Source organism: Actinokineospora guangxiensis, from assembly GCF_042657845.1.
In the GTDB taxonomy this organism is placed as follows: domain Bacteria; phylum Actinomycetota; class Actinomycetes; order Mycobacteriales; family Pseudonocardiaceae; genus Actinokineospora; species Actinokineospora guangxiensis.
Map to the genome: position 1 here is coordinate 16,229 of NZ_JBHSKF010000004.1, position 17,831 is coordinate 34,059.

General features: G+C 71.9%; 17 protein-coding genes and 2 tRNA genes. 11 read left to right on the forward strand and 8 right to left on the reverse strand.

Going from position 1 to position 17,831, the window contains the following annotated elements; translation table 11 throughout:
- Window positions 1-27: 27 nt before the first annotated feature.
- Complete coding sequence (pepN, locus tag ACFPM7_RS10235; protein ID WP_378246401.1) at window positions 28-2,592, reverse strand: aminopeptidase N; 2,565 nt, start codon at window positions 2,590-2,592, stop codon at window positions 28-30.
- A gap of 216 nt (window positions 2,593-2,808) precedes the next feature.
- Between pepN and ACFPM7_RS10240 the strand changes: the two genes are divergently transcribed.
- Window positions 2,809-3,420: a mycothiol-dependent nitroreductase Rv2466c family protein gene (locus tag ACFPM7_RS10240; RefSeq protein ID WP_378246403.1), complete on the forward strand. Its 612-nt coding sequence runs from the start codon at window positions 2,809-2,811 to the stop codon at window positions 3,418-3,420.
- Window positions 3,421-3,514: 94 nt separating this feature from the next.
- Complete coding sequence (locus ACFPM7_RS10245) at window positions 3,515-4,936, forward strand: aldehyde dehydrogenase family protein (protein WP_378246405.1); 1,422 nt, start codon at window positions 3,515-3,517, stop codon at window positions 4,934-4,936.
- On the opposite strand, the gene ACFPM7_RS10250 is transcribed toward ACFPM7_RS10245, so the two are convergent.
- Together ACFPM7_RS10250 and ACFPM7_RS10255 are read right to left on the reverse strand one after the other, a co-directional pair.
- Window positions 4,917-5,606 carry an MBL fold metallo-hydrolase gene (locus ACFPM7_RS10250; RefSeq protein WP_378246407.1) on the reverse strand — a complete coding sequence of 230 codons (690 nt, stop codon included), beginning with the start codon at window positions 5,604-5,606 and terminating at the stop codon, window positions 4,917-4,919. The two genes, ACFPM7_RS10245 and ACFPM7_RS10250, sit on opposite strands and share 20 nt — an antisense overlap.
- The gene (locus ACFPM7_RS10255; protein ID WP_378246409.1) at window positions 5,603-6,319 is read right to left on the reverse strand and encodes a 2-phosphosulfolactate phosphatase; all 717 of its coding nucleotides are present in this window, start codon (window positions 6,317-6,319) and stop codon (window positions 5,603-5,605) included. The genes ACFPM7_RS10250 and ACFPM7_RS10255 overlap by 4 nt, the downstream gene beginning before the upstream one ends.
- A 63-nt stretch (window positions 6,320-6,382) precedes the next feature.
- On the opposite strand from ACFPM7_RS10255, the gene ACFPM7_RS10260 reads away from it, so the two are divergent.
- Both ACFPM7_RS10260 and ACFPM7_RS10265 read left to right on the forward strand, forming a co-directional pair.
- Window positions 6,383-6,862, forward strand: a complete 480-nt coding sequence (locus tag ACFPM7_RS10260) for a ribose-5-phosphate isomerase (protein WP_378246411.1) — start codon at window positions 6,383-6,385, stop codon at window positions 6,860-6,862.
- 10 nt (window positions 6,863-6,872) lie between these two features.
- On the forward strand, window positions 6,873-7,694 hold the full coding sequence (locus ACFPM7_RS10265) for an Fpg/Nei family DNA glycosylase (protein ID WP_378246413.1): 822 nt from the start codon (window positions 6,873-6,875) through the stop codon (window positions 7,692-7,694).
- Here ACFPM7_RS10265 and ACFPM7_RS10270 read toward each other — a convergent pair.
- The 3 genes from ACFPM7_RS10270 to ACFPM7_RS10280 form a co-directional block, all read right to left on the reverse strand.
- On the reverse strand, window positions 7,691-8,497 hold the full coding sequence (locus ACFPM7_RS10270; protein WP_378246415.1) for a hypothetical protein: 807 nt from the start codon (window positions 8,495-8,497) through the stop codon (window positions 7,691-7,693). The two genes, ACFPM7_RS10265 and ACFPM7_RS10270, sit on opposite strands and share 4 nt — an antisense overlap.
- Window positions 8,498-8,555: 58 nt before the next feature.
- Entirely contained in the window at window positions 8,556-9,785 is a 1,230-nt protein-coding gene (locus ACFPM7_RS10275; protein ID WP_378246417.1) for a GNAT family N-acetyltransferase, read from the reverse strand.
- A 72-nt stretch (window positions 9,786-9,857) separates the two neighbouring features.
- Window positions 9,858-9,931, reverse strand: a tRNA-Pro gene (locus ACFPM7_RS10280).
- Between the two features lie 66 nt (window positions 9,932-9,997).
- Between ACFPM7_RS10280 and ACFPM7_RS10285 the strand changes: the two genes are divergently transcribed.
- Together ACFPM7_RS10285 and ACFPM7_RS10290 are read left to right on the forward strand one after the other, a co-directional pair.
- A tRNA-Gly gene (locus ACFPM7_RS10285) sits at window positions 9,998-10,068 on the forward strand.
- 174 nt (window positions 10,069-10,242) lie between these two features.
- Window positions 10,243-10,644 carry an NUDIX hydrolase gene (locus ACFPM7_RS10290; protein WP_378246419.1) on the forward strand — a complete coding sequence of 134 codons (402 nt, stop codon included), beginning with the start codon at window positions 10,243-10,245 and terminating at the stop codon, window positions 10,642-10,644.
- Window positions 10,645-10,663: 19 nt separating this feature from the next.
- Here the strand turns inward: ACFPM7_RS10290 and ACFPM7_RS10295 are convergent, their stop codons facing one another.
- A complete protein-coding gene (locus ACFPM7_RS10295; RefSeq protein ID WP_378246421.1) occupies window positions 10,664-11,056 on the reverse strand; it encodes an SCO5389 family protein in 393 nt (130 codons plus the stop codon).
- Between the two features lie 143 nt (window positions 11,057-11,199).
- Between ACFPM7_RS10295 and ACFPM7_RS10300 the strand changes: the two genes are divergently transcribed.
- From ACFPM7_RS10300 to clpX, 5 genes are all read left to right on the forward strand, one after another.
- A complete protein-coding gene (locus tag ACFPM7_RS10300) occupies window positions 11,200-12,234 on the forward strand; it encodes an LLM class flavin-dependent oxidoreductase (protein ID WP_378246423.1) in 1,035 nt (344 codons plus the stop codon).
- 72 nt (window positions 12,235-12,306) lie between these two features.
- A complete protein-coding gene (tig, locus tag ACFPM7_RS10305; RefSeq protein ID WP_378246425.1) occupies window positions 12,307-13,650 on the forward strand; it encodes a trigger factor in 1,344 nt (447 codons plus the stop codon).
- A 129-nt stretch (window positions 13,651-13,779) separates the two neighbouring features.
- A complete protein-coding gene (locus ACFPM7_RS10310) occupies window positions 13,780-14,382 on the forward strand; it encodes an ATP-dependent Clp protease proteolytic subunit (protein WP_378246428.1) in 603 nt (200 codons plus the stop codon).
- A gap of 14 nt (window positions 14,383-14,396) precedes the next feature.
- Window positions 14,397-15,011, forward strand: coding sequence for an ATP-dependent Clp protease proteolytic subunit (locus ACFPM7_RS10315; RefSeq protein WP_378246430.1), 615 nt, complete (start codon window positions 14,397-14,399; stop codon window positions 15,009-15,011).
- Between the two features lie 258 nt (window positions 15,012-15,269).
- Window positions 15,270-16,562, forward strand: a complete 1,293-nt coding sequence (clpX, locus tag ACFPM7_RS10320; RefSeq protein WP_378246432.1) for an ATP-dependent Clp protease ATP-binding subunit ClpX — start codon at window positions 15,270-15,272, stop codon at window positions 16,560-16,562.
- A gap of 324 nt (window positions 16,563-16,886) precedes the next feature.
- On the opposite strand, the gene ACFPM7_RS10325 is transcribed toward clpX, so the two are convergent.
- A complete protein-coding gene (locus tag ACFPM7_RS10325) occupies window positions 16,887-17,726 on the reverse strand; it encodes an alpha/beta hydrolase (RefSeq protein WP_378246434.1) in 840 nt (279 codons plus the stop codon).
- Window positions 17,727-17,831: the final 105 nt, after the last annotated feature.

Here is a 17,831-nt window from a genome sequence, read left to right on the forward strand (position 1 = left end):
CGACCCGCCGGGTCGGGGCCGCTCGCCTCAGGAGCCGTCGAACTCGCGGGCGGCCAGCGCCCGCAGGATGCCCGCCCGGCCCTCGGAGACCAGCCTGCGCAGCGCGGGCGGGTGGTCGTCGGCCAGCCAGGTGTCGGACGCCTCGACCGTCGACGCCGTCACCGACCACGCCGGGTACAGGCCCAGCACCATCGACTGCGCGCGCTCGCTGGAGCGGCGCTGCCACACCCCGGCCACGTCCTCGAAGTACTTGGCCGCGTACGGGGCCAGCAACTCGCGCTGCGCCGGGTGCGAGAACCCGTTGATGATCGCCTCGTTCACCGCGTTGGGCAGCTCGTCGTCGTGCACCGCCCGGCGCCACGCCTCGCTCTTGGCCGCGATGGTCGGGACCAGCGCGCGGGCCCGCTCGGCGTGGCGGTTGCCCGCCGCGGTCGAGTCGGCGCGCAGCTCGGCGTCGATGGCGTCGTCGTCGGCCGCGCCGTGGGCGACGAGCGCGTGCAGCAGCCGCCAGCGCAGGTCGGTGTCCACGGTCAGGCCCTCCAGCGGGGCCGAGCCGTCCAGCCAGCCCGCCAGCACGGCCAGCTTGGCCTCGTCGAGCACCGAGCCGGTCAGCGAGTTGACGTAGGCCAGCTGGTGGTCGGAGCCGGGCTCGGCCGAGCGGGCCAGCTCCAGCACGCGGTCGGTGAAGGTGGCCCAGCCCTTCGGCGCGTAGGCCGGGTCGGCGTAGGAGGCCAGCGCCGTCTGGGCCTGCAGCAGCAGCCGCTGCACCACGCCGACCTCGCTCTCGGCGGCCAGTCCGTGGCTGACCAGCGAGACGAAGTCGCGGGCCTTGAGCTCGGCCTCGCGGGTCATCTCCCAGGCCGCCGACCAGCACAGCGTGCGCGGCAGCGGCTCGGTGATGTCGCCGATGCGGTCCACCAGCGTGGTCAGCGAACCCGGGTCCAGGCGCATGGTGCAGTAGGTGAGGTCGTCGTCGTTGACCAGCACCAGCTTGCCGCGCGGCACCCCGACCAGCTCGGGCACCAGCGTCTGCTCGCCGTCGACGTCGATCTCCACGCGGTGCGTGCGCACCAGCTTGCCGTCGCCGCCGTCGTCGTAGACGCCGATCGCGACCCGGTGCGTGCGCAGCTCGCCCGCGCCCGGCTTCGCCCCGCCCTGCAGCACCGCGAACGAGGTGAACTTGCCGTCCTCGACCTCGAAGCGCGGGCGCAGCGAGTTCAGGCCGGTGGTCTCCAGCCACTGCGCGCTCCACCACGACAGGTCGCGCCCGGAGGCCTCCTCCAGCGCGGCCAGCAGGTCGCCGAGGGTCGCGTTGCCCCAGGCGTGCTTGCCGAAGTAGACCCGCAGCCCGGACAGGAAGTTCTCCAGGCCGACGTAGGCCACCAGCTGCTTGAGGACGCTGGCGCCCTTGGCGTAGGTGATGCCGTCGAAGTTGACCTCGACGGCCTCGACGTCGGGGATGTCGGCGGCGACCGGGTGCGTGGAGGGCAGCTGGTCCTGGCGGTAGGCCCAGGACTTCTCAATGTTGGCGAAGCTGGTCCAGGCGTGCACGTACTCGGTGGACTCGGCCTGCGCCAGCACCGATGCCCACGTCGCGAACGACTCGTTGAGCCACAGGTCGTCCCACCAGCGCATGGTGACCAGGTCGCCGAACCACATGTGCGCCATCTCGTGCAGCACGGTCTCGCAGCGGCGCTCGTAGGCGTAGCGGGTGACCCTGCTGCGGAAGACGTAGTCCTCCAGGAAGGTCACGCAGCCCGCGTTCTCCATCGCGCCCGCGTTGAACTCCGGCACGAAGCACTGGTCGTACTTGCCGAACGGGTAGGGCACGCCGAAGTTGCGGTGGAAGAACCCGAAGCCCTGCTTCGATTCGGTGAAGAGGCGCTCGGCGTCCATGAACTCCGCGAGCGAGGAGCGGCAGTAGATGCCCAGCGGGATCGTGCCGTGCTCGTCGGTGTACTCGTCGCGCCATTCGGCGTACGGGCCCGCGACCAAGGCGACCAGGTACGTCGACATCCGCTCGGTGGTGGCGAAGTCGTGGCGTACGGCGCGGTTGTCGCCCGCGGGCACGTCGGTGGTCTCGGCCGCGGCGTTGGAGATGACCTTCCACGACTCGGGCGCCAGCACCGACAGGGTGTAGGCGGCCTTGAGGTCGGGCTGGTCGAAGCAGGCGAACATCCGCTTGGCGTCGGCGGTCTCGAACTGCGAGTACAGGTACACGCCCTTGTCGACCGGGTCGACGAAGCGGTGCAGGCCCTCGCCGGTGTTCATGTACTCGCAGGTGGCGACGATCGTCAGCTCGTTCTCGGCGGCCAGGTCCGGCAGCTCGATCCCGGCTTCGGCGGCGTAGCCGGAGACGTCGAGCGCGACGCCGTTGAGCTCGGCGGACTCCACCGAGCGCGCGACGATGTCGATGAAGGTGCTGGCACCGGGCTCGCGGCCGGTGAAGCGCACGGTCGTGCGCGAGCCGAAGGTCGCCTCGCCGGGCTGGCCGAGACCGTCGGTGAGATCCAGCTCGACGCGGTAGGACTCCACTTCCAACAGGGCGGCCCGCTCGCGGGCTTGGTCACGGGTCAGATTGGGCGCGGGCACGGGACACCTCGGGGGAGTTCGGGTTCGCGGCGAGGGGGTCCTCGCGGGTCGGAACTGCGGTTCGGAACTGACAATCGCATCCAATCACGCATCCAATCACGTCCGGTCGCACCAGGGGGCGGACCCGGGCGGGAAGGTTCGCGCGGCGGCCGATGTTGCACTCCTCAGGCGGTACGCAGGCCGCCGAACGGACCGCGACCCAGGAGAAACCAGCGCATGAGCTCCGACAAGCCCCGCGTCGACTTCTACTTCGACCCCGTCTGCCCCTTCGCCTGGATCACCTCGCGCTGGATTCTGGAGGTCGAGCAGCACCGCGACATCGATCTGCGGTTCCGGGTCATGAGCCTGGCCGTGCTCAACGACGGTCGCGACCTGCCCGAGGAGTACCAGGAGATCATGAAGAAGGCGTGGGGCCCGGTCAGGGTCGCCATCGCCGCCGCGCAGGAGCGCGGTGAGGAGGTCCTGCGCGAGTTCTACACGGCGGTGGGCACCCGCATCCACAACGGCGGCAACAGCGACTACCCCGCCGTGGTCGCCGAGGCGCTGGCCGAGCTGGGCCTGCCCGCCGAGCTGGCCGCCGCCGCGGACTCCACCGACTACGACGACGCGCTGCGCAAGTCCCACCACGAGGGCATGGACCCGGTCGGCATGGAGGTGGGCACCCCGACGATCCACATCGACGGCGTCGCCTTCTTCGGCCCGGTGCTGACCTCGATCCCGCGCGGCGAGGACGCGGTCAGGGTCTTCGACGGCGCCAGGGCGCTGGCGTCCTACCCGGACTTCTTCGAGCTCAAGCGGACCCGCACCGGCGATCTGACGTTCGACTAGCCGTGTGACCTTCCGCGCCGTGCGCGCCCGCGGCCGGATGTGACACCCTGGCCCACGTACTCGCCCGTAGGTGTCACATCCGGCTGGAGGACCCATGGCTGCCCCCGTCACCACCCGCACCGGCCACGTCATCGGCGGTGAGCTGATCGATTCGGCCGGTGACCGGATCGAGGTGGTGAACCCGGCGACCGAGGAGGTCATCGCGACCGTCCCCGCGGGCACGGCGGGCGAAGTCGACGCCGCGGTGTCGGCCGCGACGGCGGCGCTGGCGGGCTGGTCGGCGCTCGACGCGGGCGAGCGCGCCGAGGCCGTGCTGCGCGTGTCCGCGGGCATCAAGGCCCGCCGCGACGAGCTGGCCGCCACGATCACCGCCGAGATGGGCTCGCCGATCACCTTCTCCGCCAAGGTGCAGGCCGCGATGCCCGTCCTCATCTCCGCCGGGATCGCCGGGCTGGTCGCCGACGGCTACTCCTTCACCGAGGAGATCGGCAACTCGCTGGTCGTGCGCGAGCCGATCGGCGTGGTCGGGGCGATCACGCCGTGGAACTACCCGCTGCACCAGGTCGTCGCCAAGGTCGCGCCCGCCCTCGTCGCGGGCAACACCGTGGTGCTCAAGCCCAGCGAGGTCGCCCCGCTCACCGCGAACCTGTTCCTGGAGATCCTCGCCGAGGCGGGCGTCCCGGCGGGCGTGGTCAACCTGGTGCACGGCACCGGCCCGGTCGTCGGCGAGGCGATCGCGGCCCACCCGGGCGTCGACATGGTGTCCTTCACCGGGTCCACCGCGGCGGGCAGGCGGGTCTCGGCCGTCGCCGCCGCGACCGTCAAGCGGGTGGCGCTGGAGCTGGGCGGCAAGTCCGCCAACATCGTCCTCGACGACGCCGACCTCGGCCAGGCCGTCAAGATCGGCCTGGCCAACACCTTCATCAACGGCGGCCAGACCTGCACGGCGTGGACCAGGCTGCTGGTGCCCGCGGCCCGCCACGACGAGGCCGTCGAGCTGGCCGCCGCCGCGGCCGCCAAGTACACCGTCGGCGACCCGACCGACGCCGCGACCCGCATCGGCCCGATGTCCTCCCTCGCCCAGCGCGACCGCGTGCTCGACTACATCCGCGTCGGCCAGGACGAGGGCGCCACCCTCGCCTACAGCGGCCCGGCCGTGCCGTCGACCGGCGCCTACGTCGCGCCCACGATCTTCGCCGGGGTGCGCTCGGACATGCGCATCGCCCAAGAGGAGATCTTCGGCCCGGTGCTGTCGGTGCTGCCCTACGGCGACGACGACGAGGCCGTGGCGATCGCCAACGACTCCCCGTACGGCCTGTCCGGGGCCGTCTTCTCCGCCGACAGCGACCGCGCCATGGCGGTGGCGAAGCGCATGCGCACCGGTCAGGTCGACATCAACGGCGGCGCGTTCAACCCGCTGGCCCCCTTCGGCGGCTACAAGCAGTCCGGCAACGGCCGCGAGCTGGGCCGCTTCGGCCTGGAGGAGTTCACCGAGATCAAGTCGATCCAGCGCTGAGCGCGTCGCGCTGGGCGGCGACGAAGCGCGGGCCGACCGGCTCGCCGTGCCCGGGGACCACGGTCTCCGGGCGCAGGGCCAGCAGCACGTCGAGCGCGCCCGGCCACCGCGCCGGATGCGCGTCCGGCCCGACCGACGGGGCCGCGCCCTGCTCGACCAGGTCCCCGGCGAACACCACGCCGACGTCCGGCACGTGCACGGCCAGGTCGTGGTCGGTGTGGGCGAGGCCGGGGTGCAGCAGCCGGACCCGCCTGCCGCCCAGATCGATGTCGAGCCGGTCGGGCACCTCGTGGGTCGGCGGCACCACCCGGGCGCGCGCGATCCGCTCGCCGGTCTCGGGGTCGCCCTGCCCGCGGTAGTGCTCGGCCCACTTGCCGACGTCCGCGCGCTCCAGCATCGCCGGGGCGCAGCGCGGGTGCGCGTACACCGGGGCGCCCACGAACGCCGCGGTGCCGAGGAAGTGGTCGAAGTGCGCGTGCGTGATCACCACGGTCAGCGGCAGGTCGGTCAGCTCGCGGACCGCGGCGGCGAACTCCGCGCCGTGCTCCTCGTGCATGCCGGTGTCGACCACCAGCGCGCGGGTGTGGCCGACGACGAGCCCCAGCGTCTGGTCCAGCGCGGCGTACCGGCGGGCGTGCACGCCCTCGGCCACGCCGATCCAGCCGCTCACGAGTACACCCCGTCCACCAGCCGCGGCACGGTCGCGCTCACCCCGTACGCCGAGGCCAGCGCCACATCGCCCGCGTGACCCCACTCGGTCAGCTCCCTGCCGGACGCGCTGGCGGCCAGCACTGCGGGCAGGTCGTCGCCGTAGGCGAGGAACGCGGCCTCGGCCGCGCGGGCCTCGGGCGACAGGCCGCCGCCGAGGTGGTGGGCGATCGCGCCCGCGCCGAGCAGGTCCTCCACAGCGGGGCGCAGCGTGTTCTGCGGCCTCCAGCGCTCGCCACCCGCGATGACCGCGACTGGACCGCCCGCGGCCCTGGCCGCCGCCGCGACGGCCGGGGCGTTGCGCAGGCAGCCCGCGAGGACAGTCCCGCCTGCCAGCGTCGACAGCGTCGCGCCGTTGGGGGAGGGCAGCGCCAACAGCGTGCCCGCCGGGATCGAGGTCAGCGACGCCGGGCGCAGCGTCCACGGCCCGTCGCCGGCCAACACCGCCCCCGCGTCCTTCGCTGCCTGCGCCGCCGCGGCCTTCTCCGCACCGGCGAATCGCCACGGCAGCGGCAGCACCCGCGCGCCGCGGGACACGGCGATGTCGACCGATGTGCTGAACGACAGCACGTCCACGATCACCACCACCGGGCACTCGGCGAGCGCGGCCATGCCCTCGGGCCCCCAGTCCAGGCGGACCTCGAAGCCCGTCTGGGCGTATGGGTTGTTCGTCACGTGCTCCATCTTGGCCCCGATCCGGTGCGGAGTTTCGCTGACTCGGATGGCACACTGCGCGGCGTGCGTGTCTATCTGGGTTCCGACCACGCGGGGTACGAGCTGAAGGGCCACCTCGCCAAGCACCTCGCGGCCGCGGGGCACGACGTCGTGGACGTCGGCCCGGCCGAGTACGACGCGCAGGACGACTACCCGCCGTTCTGCATCGAGACCGCCCGCCGCGTGGTGGCCGACGAGGGCAGCCTGGGCGTCGTCATCGGCGGCTCGGGCAACGGCGAGCAGATCGCCGCCAACAAGGTCGCGGGCTGCCGCTCCGCGCTGGCCTGGAGTACCCAGACCGCGCAGCTGGCCCGCGAGCACAACGACTCCCAGGTCGTGGCCATCGGCGCGCGCATGCACACCGCCGAGGAGGCCGCCGCCATCGTCGACGCCTTCCTCGCCACGTCGTTCTCCGGCGACGCCCGCCACGCCCGCCGCATCGGCCTCATCAGCGACTACGAGCGCACGGGCGAGCCCCCGGCTCTGCCCTCGGCTCGGCCCTGACGCCGGTCTGATGCCAGAAGGCCACACGCTGCACCGCCTCGCCCGCGACCACACCAAGTGGTTCGCGGGCGAGGCGCTCTCGGTCTGCAGCCCGCAGGGCCGCTTCGCCGCGTCGCTTGTGGACGGCCGCGTGCTCAAGCGCGCCGAGGCGCACGGAAAGCACCTGTTCCACGTCTACGGCCCCGACGCCGTCGTCCACGTCCACTTGGGACTGTATGGGACGTTCACCGTCGGCGAGCCGCCCGTGCCCGTTCCCGTCGGCCAGGTCCGCATGCGACTGGCGGGCCGCGACCGCTACACCGACCTGCGCGGCCCGAACACCTGCGAGGTCATCACCGCCGCCGAGGCCAAGGAACTGCGCGGGCGCCTGGGCCCGGACCCGCTGCGCCGCGACGCCGACCCCGAGCGGGCGTGGGCGCGGATCAGCCGCTCGCGCACCGTCGTCGGCGCGCTGCTGATGGACCAGAAGGTCATCGCGGGCGTCGGCAACGTCTACCGCGCCGAAGTGCTCTTCCGCCACGGCGTGCACCCGCTCTTGCCCGGCCGCGACCTCGACCGCGCGGAGTGGGAGGCCTTGTGGGCCGACCTGGTGGCGCTCATGCGCGTCGGCGTGCGCCGCAACCGCATCGACACCGTCGCCGACGAGCACCTGCCGAAGGCGATGGGCCGCGCGGCCAGGGTGGACCGGCACGGCGGCGAGGTCTACGTCTACCGCCGCACCGGACAGCCCTGCCTGGTCTGCTCGACGCCGGTCGCGCACCAGGAGCTGGTCGGCCGGAACCTGTTCTGGTGCCCGGTGTGCCAGCCCGCGCGGATGCCCGTCCCGGCCTAGAAGTCGAACCCGCCGAAGTCGCCGCCGCCACCGAAGTCGCCGCCGCCCCAGTCGCCACCACCGGCGTCGCCGCCGTAGTCGCCACCCATGTCGCCGCCCGCGTCTGCGGCATCGCCACCGGCGTCTCCGGCGTCACCGCCGTCAGCGCCCGCGTCGGCCTGGCCCGCGTCGTAGCCCGACGCCCACGCGTCGGCCGAGGCGATACCGGCCATCCCGGCGAACATCGTGCTGAACAGCAGCATCGACCCGACGCCCCACGCGCCCGCGACCAGGGCGGGACGCCACCACGGCTCGCTGTACCAGCCGCGCGGCACCGACCGGCCCGCCACCCGGCCGCCCGGGTAGTAGTACGGCGTGCCCTGGCTGGCGTCGGGCGAGGCCGCGTAGTTGTGGCCCTCGACGGCGACCCTGCGGTTCTCGGTGACCTCGCCCGCGCGGGCGGCGTCCGGGTCGACCGGAAGCTCGGGCCCGGGGTCCAGGTCCATGGCCACCCTGGCGGCCCGCACGTAGTACAGGCCCTCCAGCGCGGTCTTGGTGACCAGCTTGCACTGCTCGGCCGTCGTGGCCTGGTCCATCTGCGACCCGGCCGCGGTGTAGCGCTCGGCCGCGTCGGCCATGGCCTGCTGGGCCGCTGTCGTGGTCCCGGTCAGGTTCATCACCTGGCCGCCGAGCCGCTCGACCCAGCGCCGCGCTTCGGCCTTGGCGTCCTCCAGCTGCGCGCGGCGGGTGTTGGCGCCGTTGCGCGCGGCCAGCAGGCCGACCACCACCACGCCCACGACCAGCAGGATCAGCACGACCTCCATCGGTGTCCTCCTCGAACCGGGTTACCAGGACAACGCGGGAGGCTGTCCGATTGGTTCCCTAGAAGACGTCCAGTGTGCGCGGCGCGCGCTGCGACAGCAGCGCCGCCGACAGCGCCGCCACCGCCCCCGGGGTGTGCTCGGTCACCAGGCCGGCGTCGGCGAGCGTGGTCAGCCGGGTGCCGCCGAGGTAGGCCGCGCCCAGCTCCGTGCCGCGGGTCGCCAGGTCCGCCGGGTCGTTCGTGCGGGAGACCACAGCCCCGCCCTTCTCGTCGGCGCTGAGCCGCCACCGGCCCTCGTTCCACGGGCACAGCGCGTCGGCGACCTCGATGACCACGTCGACGGGCGCGTGGTAGCGGCGCTGGGCCAACGCCCGGTCGAGGTCGATGACGCGGATGTAGAGGGCGTCGGTGGGCGTGCCGATCGCGGCCCGGGAGTTGTGCAGCAGCACCGGCATCGGGTCGTCGGTGGCCCCGGAGACGGTCAGCCAGCCGCTGAGGTCCATGTCGAGCAGGTACCGCAGCAGGGCCGCGTGCGCGGCGGGAGTGGTGGCGATCAGCTCGTTGACCGAGATGGTGTAGTCCGGGCCGCGCTCGGTCCAGTTGTGCTTGGCGCGGAAGGAGGCGAACCCGTCGGGGTGCACCGCCCAGCGCTGGGCCGTCCTGCCCGCGCGCAGCCCGGCCGGGTCGTAGGCCCGGTAGCGCCAGTCGCGGTCGGTGCGCCGCCAGCAGCCCGTGCGCTGCGCGGCGTAGGCGTCGTAGAGCGGGCGGGCGATCGCCACGGCTTCCTCGGGCGCCACCTCGCGCACCCGGTCGTCACCGAGGTCGATCTCCGGGCGGAACGCCGCCTTGGCCGACACCCGGTAGTCGACCTTCGTCGTGGCGCAGCCGTAGCCGAACCTCTGGTAGATCGCCGCTTCCGAGGCCCACAGCGCCGCGATGGCGGGCCCGCCGTCCTCGTGCGCGTCGTTCAGCTGCCTGCGCATCAGCCCGCTCAGCACACCGCGCCTGCGCTGGTCGGGCGCCACCGCCACCCACGACACCGCCAGCGCCTGGACCCCGACCGCGTCGGGCACAGTCAACTCCCGCACGGTCGCACACGCCGAACCCACCAGCCTGCCGTCGATGAACTCGCCCAGCCTGCGGCCGTCGGCGAGCTGGATGTCCATGCTGCCGCGCAGTTCTTCGCCGTGGTCGGTGGAGAGGAAGGCCGTCAGCACCAGGTCGAGGTGCGCCGCGTGGTCGTCTTCGGTCATGACCCGGGTCTCGCGGCCCGCTGTGTAGTCCGTCACACAACTTGTCTACCCGCGCCACCGGACGGCCGCCACCGAGATACCGGGGCGACGCGGACCGCGCCGCCCCCGTCGGGCTGACAGGATTTGAACCTGCGACCCTCCGCTCCCAAAGCGGATGCGCTACCAAGCTGCGCCACAGCCCGGGGCCGTCCCGATAAGCGTAGCGCTAGGCGCTAAGCTGTTTGCTGTGCCGGTCGAGACCGGCGCACGCGGGCGTAGCTCAATGGTAGAGCCCTAGTCTTCCAAACTAGCTACGCGGGTTCGATTCCCGTCGCCCGCTCCGCGCGCCGCCCCCGCAGGGCGGCGCGTCGTGTGTCCGGGGTCGGGAGTTCCGGTCGAACGGGTGGAGCTGAGTGTCGCTCACCACAGCCAGGCGGGTGAAACCCCTTAAGAAGAGCGGTCTTTACCGTGAACGCCGTGGCCGCCGCCGGTCGGTTTCGGTAGACCGGGTGGCATGTCGAGCAACGCCGTCGCCAACGCCAGGACTCACGTGAGCAGAGCCGCCGTCGAGCTGGACGCCGTCGTCGTGGACGACGCCGGGCTGGTGCTGATGGTGCGCACCGGGGCCGGCCTCGCGCTGCCTGCCGGGCCGCTGCTGGCCCGCGAGCAGGCGGCGGTGGGGATCGTGCGGGTCGTCGAGGAGAGCACCGGGGTGCGGGTCGAGGTCTGCGACCTGGTGGGGGTGAGCAGCTCGCCCGGGTTCGGGGTCTGCTTCCGCGCCCGTCCGGTCGGCGGGGACCTCGGCGAGCGGGCCGAGTGGGTCGAGCCCGAGCGCCTCGGCGAGCTGCCGGTGGACGAGGCCGACCGCAGGCGGGTCGAGCACGTGCTGGCCGAGCGGGCCGCCTACTTCGGGTAGCCGGCCCGTTCGGTCCGCCTCAGCAGTCGCGCAGCTCGGGGGACTGGTTGAGCAGCTGCCCGCGCGGGCTGATGAACGCGCGGTAGCGGTCGCTGTCGACCTGGGACGGCGTGAACGCCGCCACCCGGTGGCAGTTCTGGAACGCCAGCTTCACCCCGAAGTGGCGCTCCAGGCCGCCGCGGATCGCGTCGGAGGCCAGCGCGCGCAGCAGCTGCCCGCGCTCGGCCTCGCTCGGCGGGGGCACCTCGTGGTCGGCGAAACCCTCGGCGCTGCCGGGGGCCGACGAGGCCACCTGGGAGATCACCCGCCACGCGTAGGGCAGCGAGGTCCGCACGCAGTCGACGAACTCGGCGTCGTCCACCGGTCCGCGCTCGGCACGGTTGAGCAGGTCGGCGGGCACATCGAGAGACATCTGCTTCCTCCACGGGTAGCGGGGCTCGATCCGCATCCCTGCCTACCCGCCGCGCGGAACGGTGATCAACCCTCACCACCGGAATGGTCGAAATGGCCCGCCTGCGGTTGCGGGCACTCCGCGCGCACCGGTAGGCCGCCCGTGTGCCTTACGGAGTCTTCCTGCTCGCCCCCCGCTTCCCCGGCCAGACCGACCGCGTCGCGCTCGACCGCGCGCTCGCGGCCGTCGACGCCGCCGAACGCGTCCACCTCGACGAGGTCTGGATCGCCGAGCACCACTTCATGCCCTACGGCGTGTGCCCCGATGCCCTCACCTTCGCCGCGCTGGCGCTGGGCCGCACCCGGCGGGTCGCCGTCGGCACGGCCGTCAGCGTGCTGACCACCGCCCACCCGGTCGCCATCGCCGAGCGCGCCCTGCTGCTGGACAACCTCTCCGGCGGCCGCTTCCACCTCGGGGTGGGCCGCGGCGGCCCGTGGCTGGACCTCGAGGTCTTCGGCGCGGGCCTGGAGCGCTACGAGCACGGCTTCACCGAAGCCATCGACCTGCTGCTGCGCGCCGCCACCGGCCCGACGGTCGCCGGAACGCCCGGCTTCCCGTTCCGCGAGGTCCCGGTCGTGCCCGCGCCCGCCACCCGCCCGCACCCGCCGGTCGCCGTGGCCGCCACCTCCCGCGACACCGTCGCCGTGGCCGCCGCGCGCGGCCTGCCGCTGCTGCTGGGCATGCACGTCGGCGACGAGGAGAAGCGCGGCATGGTCGAGCACTACCGCGACAGCGGCGGCCCCGCCGACGCCCCGCACGTCTCCGCGGTCGTCCTGCACGTCGCCGACCGCCGCCGCGAAGCCGTCGCCGAGGTCATGGCGGCCGCGCCCGGCTGGCTGCGGGCGGGCCTGGCCGCGCACGTCCCGGTCGACGGGCGCCCCGGCCCGACCCGCGACCCGCACGCCTACGCCCGCCACCTCTGCGACCTGCACCCCGTCGGCGACCTGGACTACTGCGCCGCCCGGCTGGCCCGTTCGGCCGAGCGCACCGGGGTGCGCCGGGTGATCGCGATGGTGGAGGCGACCGGCGACCCGGCGCACACGCTGCGCGACGTCGCCGCCCTCGGCGCACTGCGCCGCGCGGGCTCCGGGCTCGGCCCGGTGCGACCCGGCGCGTCCGACCTGGGCAAGCTCGCCTAGACTCGGGCGCTGATTCCCGTCGGCCAGCTGCGCCGCGGGCTGTTCCCTCAAGTCAGTCGCAAGGAGACCACGTTGAAGAGCACCGTCGAGCAGCTGAGCCCGACGCGGGTACGCATCAACGTCGAGGTGCCGTTCGACGAACTCAAGCCCAACTTCGACCGCGCATACCGCAAGCTCGCGGGCCAGATCCGCATCCCCGGCTTCCGCCCGGGCAAGGCGCCCGCCCGCGTCATCGAGTCGCGCGTCGGCCGCGCCCCCATCCTGGACGAGGTCGTCAACGAGGCGATCCCGGCCAAGTACATGGAGGCCCTCACCGCGAGCGAGATCAAGGCCCTCGGCCAGCCCGACATCGAGCTGACCAAGCTGGAGGACGGCACCAGCCTGGAGTTCACCGCCGAGGTCGACGTCCGCCCGGAGATCACCATCCCGGCCTACGACGGCTTCGCGGTGACCGTGGACGACGTCGAGGTCACCGACGAGGAGGTCGCCGAGCAGCTGGACGAGCTGCGCGCCCGCTTCGGCACGCTCACCGGCGCGAACCGCCCGGTCGAGACCGGCGACTTCGTCTCCATCGACCTGACGGCGACCGTCGACGGCGCCGAGGTCGAGGACGCCAAGACCTCCGGCCTGAGCTACGAGGTCGGCACCGGCCAGCTCATCGAGGGCATCGATGACGCGCTGGTCGGCCTGTCCGACGGTGAGTCCGCCACCTTCACCACCTCGCTGGTGGCCGGTGACCACGCGGGCAAGGACGCCGAGGTCACCGTGACCGTGCAGTCGGTCAAGGTGCGCGAGCTGCCCGAGGCCGACGACGACTTCGCCCAGCTGGCGAGCGAGTTCGACACCATCGAGGACCTGCGCGGCGACCTGCGCGAGCGGCTCGGCCGGGTCAAGAAGATGCAGCAGGGCGTGCAGGCGCGCGACAAGGTGCTGGACGCCCTGCTGGAGGCGGTCGACGTGCCGCTGCCGGATAAGGTCGTCCAGGGCGAGGTCGACAACCGCCACCACGACGCCGTGCACTCCTTCGACCACGACGACGCCAAGCTGACGGAGTTCCTGGAGTCCCAGGGCCGCAGCCGCGAGGAGTTCGACACCGACCTGCGCGCCGACGCGGAGAAGTCGGTCAAGACCCAGCTGGTCCTCGACGCCATCGCCGAGACCGAGCAGGTCCAGGTCAACGACGCCGAGCTGACCGAGCGGATCATCTACCAGGCCCAGCGCTTCGGCGTCAGCCCGGACGAGTACGTCCAGCGCGCCCAGCAGTCCGGCCAGCTCGGGGCGATCTTCGCCGACGTGCGCCGGGGCAAGGCGCTGGCCGCGGTCGTGCGCGAGGCCACCGTCACCACCGAGAGCGGCGCCGAGGTCGACCTGTCGGAGCTGTTCGGCAAGCCCGCGGATGAGCCCGCGGCCGAGTGAGTGAGAGCGTCCTTTGACGCTGTGAGCGAAAGTGGGCGGTGTCGGGCAGTCGGCACCGCCCGCCTTCGTTAATGTCGTCGGTAGATCTCCGGTTATGGCACTGAAGGACTTGGGAGAAGGCAGGCAGACGTGACGCAGCACCCCTCGCCCCACATGCGGTCGGCGACCGCGGGGCTCAACCTGAACGACTCTGTCTACGAGCGGCTGCTCCGCGAACGCATCGTCTTCCTCGGCTCCGAGGTCGACGACGACATCGCCAACCGGATCACCGCGCAGCTGCTGCTGCTGGCCGCCGAGGACCCCGAGAAGGACATCACCTTCTACATCAACTCCCCGGGCGGCTCGGTCACCGCAGGCATGGCGATCTACGACACCATGCAGCTCATCGAGCCCGACGTGGCGACCTGGGGCCTGGGCCTGGCCGCGTCGATGGGCCAGTTCCTGCTGGCCTCGGGCACCCCGGGCAAGCGCTACGCGCTGCCGCACACCCGGGTGATGATGCACCAGCCGTCGGCGGGCATCGGCGGCACGGCCTCGGACATCGCCATCCGCGCCGAGGTCTACGCGAAGTGGAAGTACGAGATGGCGGTCATCACCGCCGAGCAGACCGGCCAGACGGTGGAGAAGGTCACCCTCGACGCCGACCGCGACCGCTGGTTCACCGCCGAGGAGGCCAAGGAGTACGGCTTCGTCGACTTCGTGGTGTCCCGCGTCGGCCGCACCGCGAACTGAACAGGAGCACCGCCGTGAGCAACCTCCAGTCCCGCTACGTGCTCCCCTCGTTCGTGGAGCGCACCAGCTACGGGGTCAAAGAGTCCAACCCGTACAACAAGCTGTTCGAAGAGCGCATCATCTTCGTCGGCGTGCAGATCGATGACGCCTCGGCCAACGACGTGATGGCCCAGCTCATCTACCTGGAGTCGGCCGACCCCGACCGCGACATCACGATGTACATCAACTCCCCGGGTGGCTCGTTCACCTCGCTGATGGCCATCTACGACACCATGCAGTACGTGCGTCCGGACATCCAGACGTTCTGCCTCGGCCAGGCCGCCTCGGCCGCCGCGGTGCTGCTGTCGGCGGGCACCCCCGGCAAGCGCATGGCCCTGCCCAACGCCCGCGTGCTGATCCACCAGCCCGCGACCGAGGGCACCTACGGCCAGGTCTCCGACCTGGAGATCCAGGCCGCCGAGATCCAGCGCGTCCGCCGCCAGATGGAGGGCATCCTGTCCCGCCACACCGGCAAGGACGAGGAGAAGATCCGCACCGACATCGAGCGCGACAAGATCCTCACCGCCGCCGAGGCGGTGGAGTACGGCATCATCGACGAGGTCCTGCCGTACCGCAAGCTCTCGAAGTAGACCTCCTCCCCGACGCGGCCGAGGCAGCACGAAAGCGACCGACACGCCGGGCCCCGAGGGCCTATCGTGGGGGTCTGGAGCAATTCGGCCGCGTCGGGGTACAGGTTCTCCCGCTAGACGGGGGTAGGAAGGTACCGTCGATAGCAACGGACGCGACCGGCCTGGTGCGTGCACGCGCGGCAACGACAGGGCGGGTGCGGACGGTCGGACAGCCAGGCACGCCACCCGGCGCGCCGGAGGGGACAGAGGTCAGCGACCATGGCACGTATCGGTGATGGCGGAGACCTGCTCAAGTGCTCTTTCTGCGGGAAGAGCCAGAAGCAGGTGAAGAAGCTCATCGCCGGCCCCGGCGTCTACATCTGCGACGAATGCATTGATCTCTGCAACGAGATCATCGAAGAGGAGCTGGCCGAGGCGGGCGACGTCAAGCTCGACGAGCTGCCGAAGCCGCTGGAGATCCACGAGTTCCTCGACCAGTACGTCATCGGGCAGAACGACGCCAAACGGTCCCTCGCTGTCGCGGTCTACAACCACTACAAGCGCATCCAGGCGGGCGAGCGCGCCCGGCCGGAGGGGCGCGAGGGCCGCGAAGAGACCATCGAGCTGGCGAAGTCGAACATCCTGCTGCTCGGCCCCACGGGCTGTGGCAAGACCTACCTGGCCCAGACCCTGGCCAAGCTGCTGAACGTGCCCTTCGCCATCGCCGACGCCACGGCGCTGACCGAGGCGGGCTACGTCGGCGAGGACGTCGAGAACATCCTCCTGAAGCTGATCCAGGCCGCCGACTACGACGTCAAGCGCGCCGAGACCGGCATCATCTACATCGATGAGGTCGACAAGATCGCCCGCAAGAGCGAGAACCCGTCGATCACCCGCGACGTCTCCGGCGAAGGCGTGCAGCAGGCGCTGCTCAAGATCCTGGAGGGCACGACGGCGTCGGTGCCCCCGCAGGGCGGCCGCAAGCACCCCCACCAGGAGTTCATCCAGATCGACACGACGAACGTCCTGTTCATCGTGGCGGGCGCCTTCGCGGGCCTGGAGAAGATCATCCAGGACCGCGTCGGCAAGCGCGGCCTCGGCTTCGGCTCCGAGATCCGCTCCAAGGTCGACAACGACGCCGCCGCCATCTTCGCCGACACCATGCCCGAGGACCTGATCAAGTTCGGCCTGATCCCGGAGTTCATCGGCCGCCTCCCCGTCGTGGCGAGCGTGACGAACCTGGACAAGGAATCCCTGGTCCGCATCCTCAACGAGCCGCGCAACGCCCTGGTCAAGCAGTACAAGAAGCTCTTCGAGATGGACGGCGTCGAACTGGAGTTCACCGACACCGCCATGGACGCCGTCGCCGACCAGGCCATCCTCCGCGGCACCGGCGCCCGAGGCCTGCGCGCCATCATGGAGGAAGTCCTCCAGTCGGTCATGTACGACATCCCCTCCCGCACCGACGTGGCGAAGGTCGTCATCACCGAACAGACGGTCCGCGAGAACGTCAACCCCACGATCGTCTCCCGCGCCCCCACCCGCCGCGAACGCCGCGAGAAGTCCGCCTGACCCAGCTCTGCACCGAGGCCCCCGCCCTTTCCGGCGGGGGCCTCGGTGCTTTCATCCACAGCCTGGATTCCCGACTGGCCCCGGCACGTCCCGCATCGATAACCTGGCGGCGGGGGGCCGGACGCTCACGCTGCCGGCGGCAGGTGCGATGGCCAGCGCAAACCAGCCCCGCGTGTGCGGGGACTACCGCGTGACGGAGCTGCGCATCCGGCGCGAGGACGGTCCAGCCCCGCCTGCGCGGGGGGCGACACTGCCTGACCTGCGGCGATAGCGGCCCGCCGAACGGTCCCCAGTCACTTCAGTGCCGTCGGTCAGCCGACCACCTCACCGCCCCTCCGACAACACATCCCCCAAGAACTCCACCTGATCCTCCGCCACCAGATCCTGGAACTTCCCGTCATGCCGCCCAGGAAGTATCCGCCCAACCCGCGGCCGCGCCGCCGAGATGAACTCCCGCGTCCCCGCCGCGAACGCATCCTGCGCCCCACACCACACCGCCACCGAGGTTCCCCCCAACGCCCCCACGTTGTTCCGGGGATCCAACCCCGCCCACTCCCGCTCATCCCGAAACGCCCCGCGCTTCCGCATCTCCGACCACTCCATCAACCCCGGCGACACCGCCACCACCCCCCGCAGCGCATCCCCCCGCTCCGCCCGCCGCCGCGCGTACAACAGCGACCCGAACCCGCCCATCGAGAACCCCGACGCCGCGAACACCGTCCCCAGATGCCGAGCCCGCAACCACGCGGGCAATTCCGCGAGCAACATCCGCATGGGATCGTCCCCGGGACGATTCTCATGCCAGTAACTATCCCCGCCGTCCACCGCCACCAGTGCGAACGGCGGAATCCGGTCATGCGCCACAGACCGCACCAGCAAATTCACCACCGACGCCGGAATGGCGCCCGCCGCCGTACTCCGCAATCCGTGCAGGAACAGGCACACCGGCAGATCCTTGATCGGCATCTCGATCGGCAGCACGGTCACCAGCCGCACCTCTCGCCCCCGCGCCACCGAGTACACCCGCTCAGCCCGCACGATCGGCTCCGGCACCCGCTGCCCCGCCGCTTCCACGAGCCTGCTCAGCGTCGCGGTAGCCGCCCCAACGGCGACCCCCGCGACGGTGGCCGCGCTGGTGGCCAGCACCGCTCGCCTGCCGACCATGGTTCCTCCGCGGTCCGCACCTGCTTCCGGTCTACCGGAAGTCCCCGGACGGCGCGGTCCTCAGTCACCTCATCGTGTGAATCTGGGAGATTGTTTCCGCAGGTA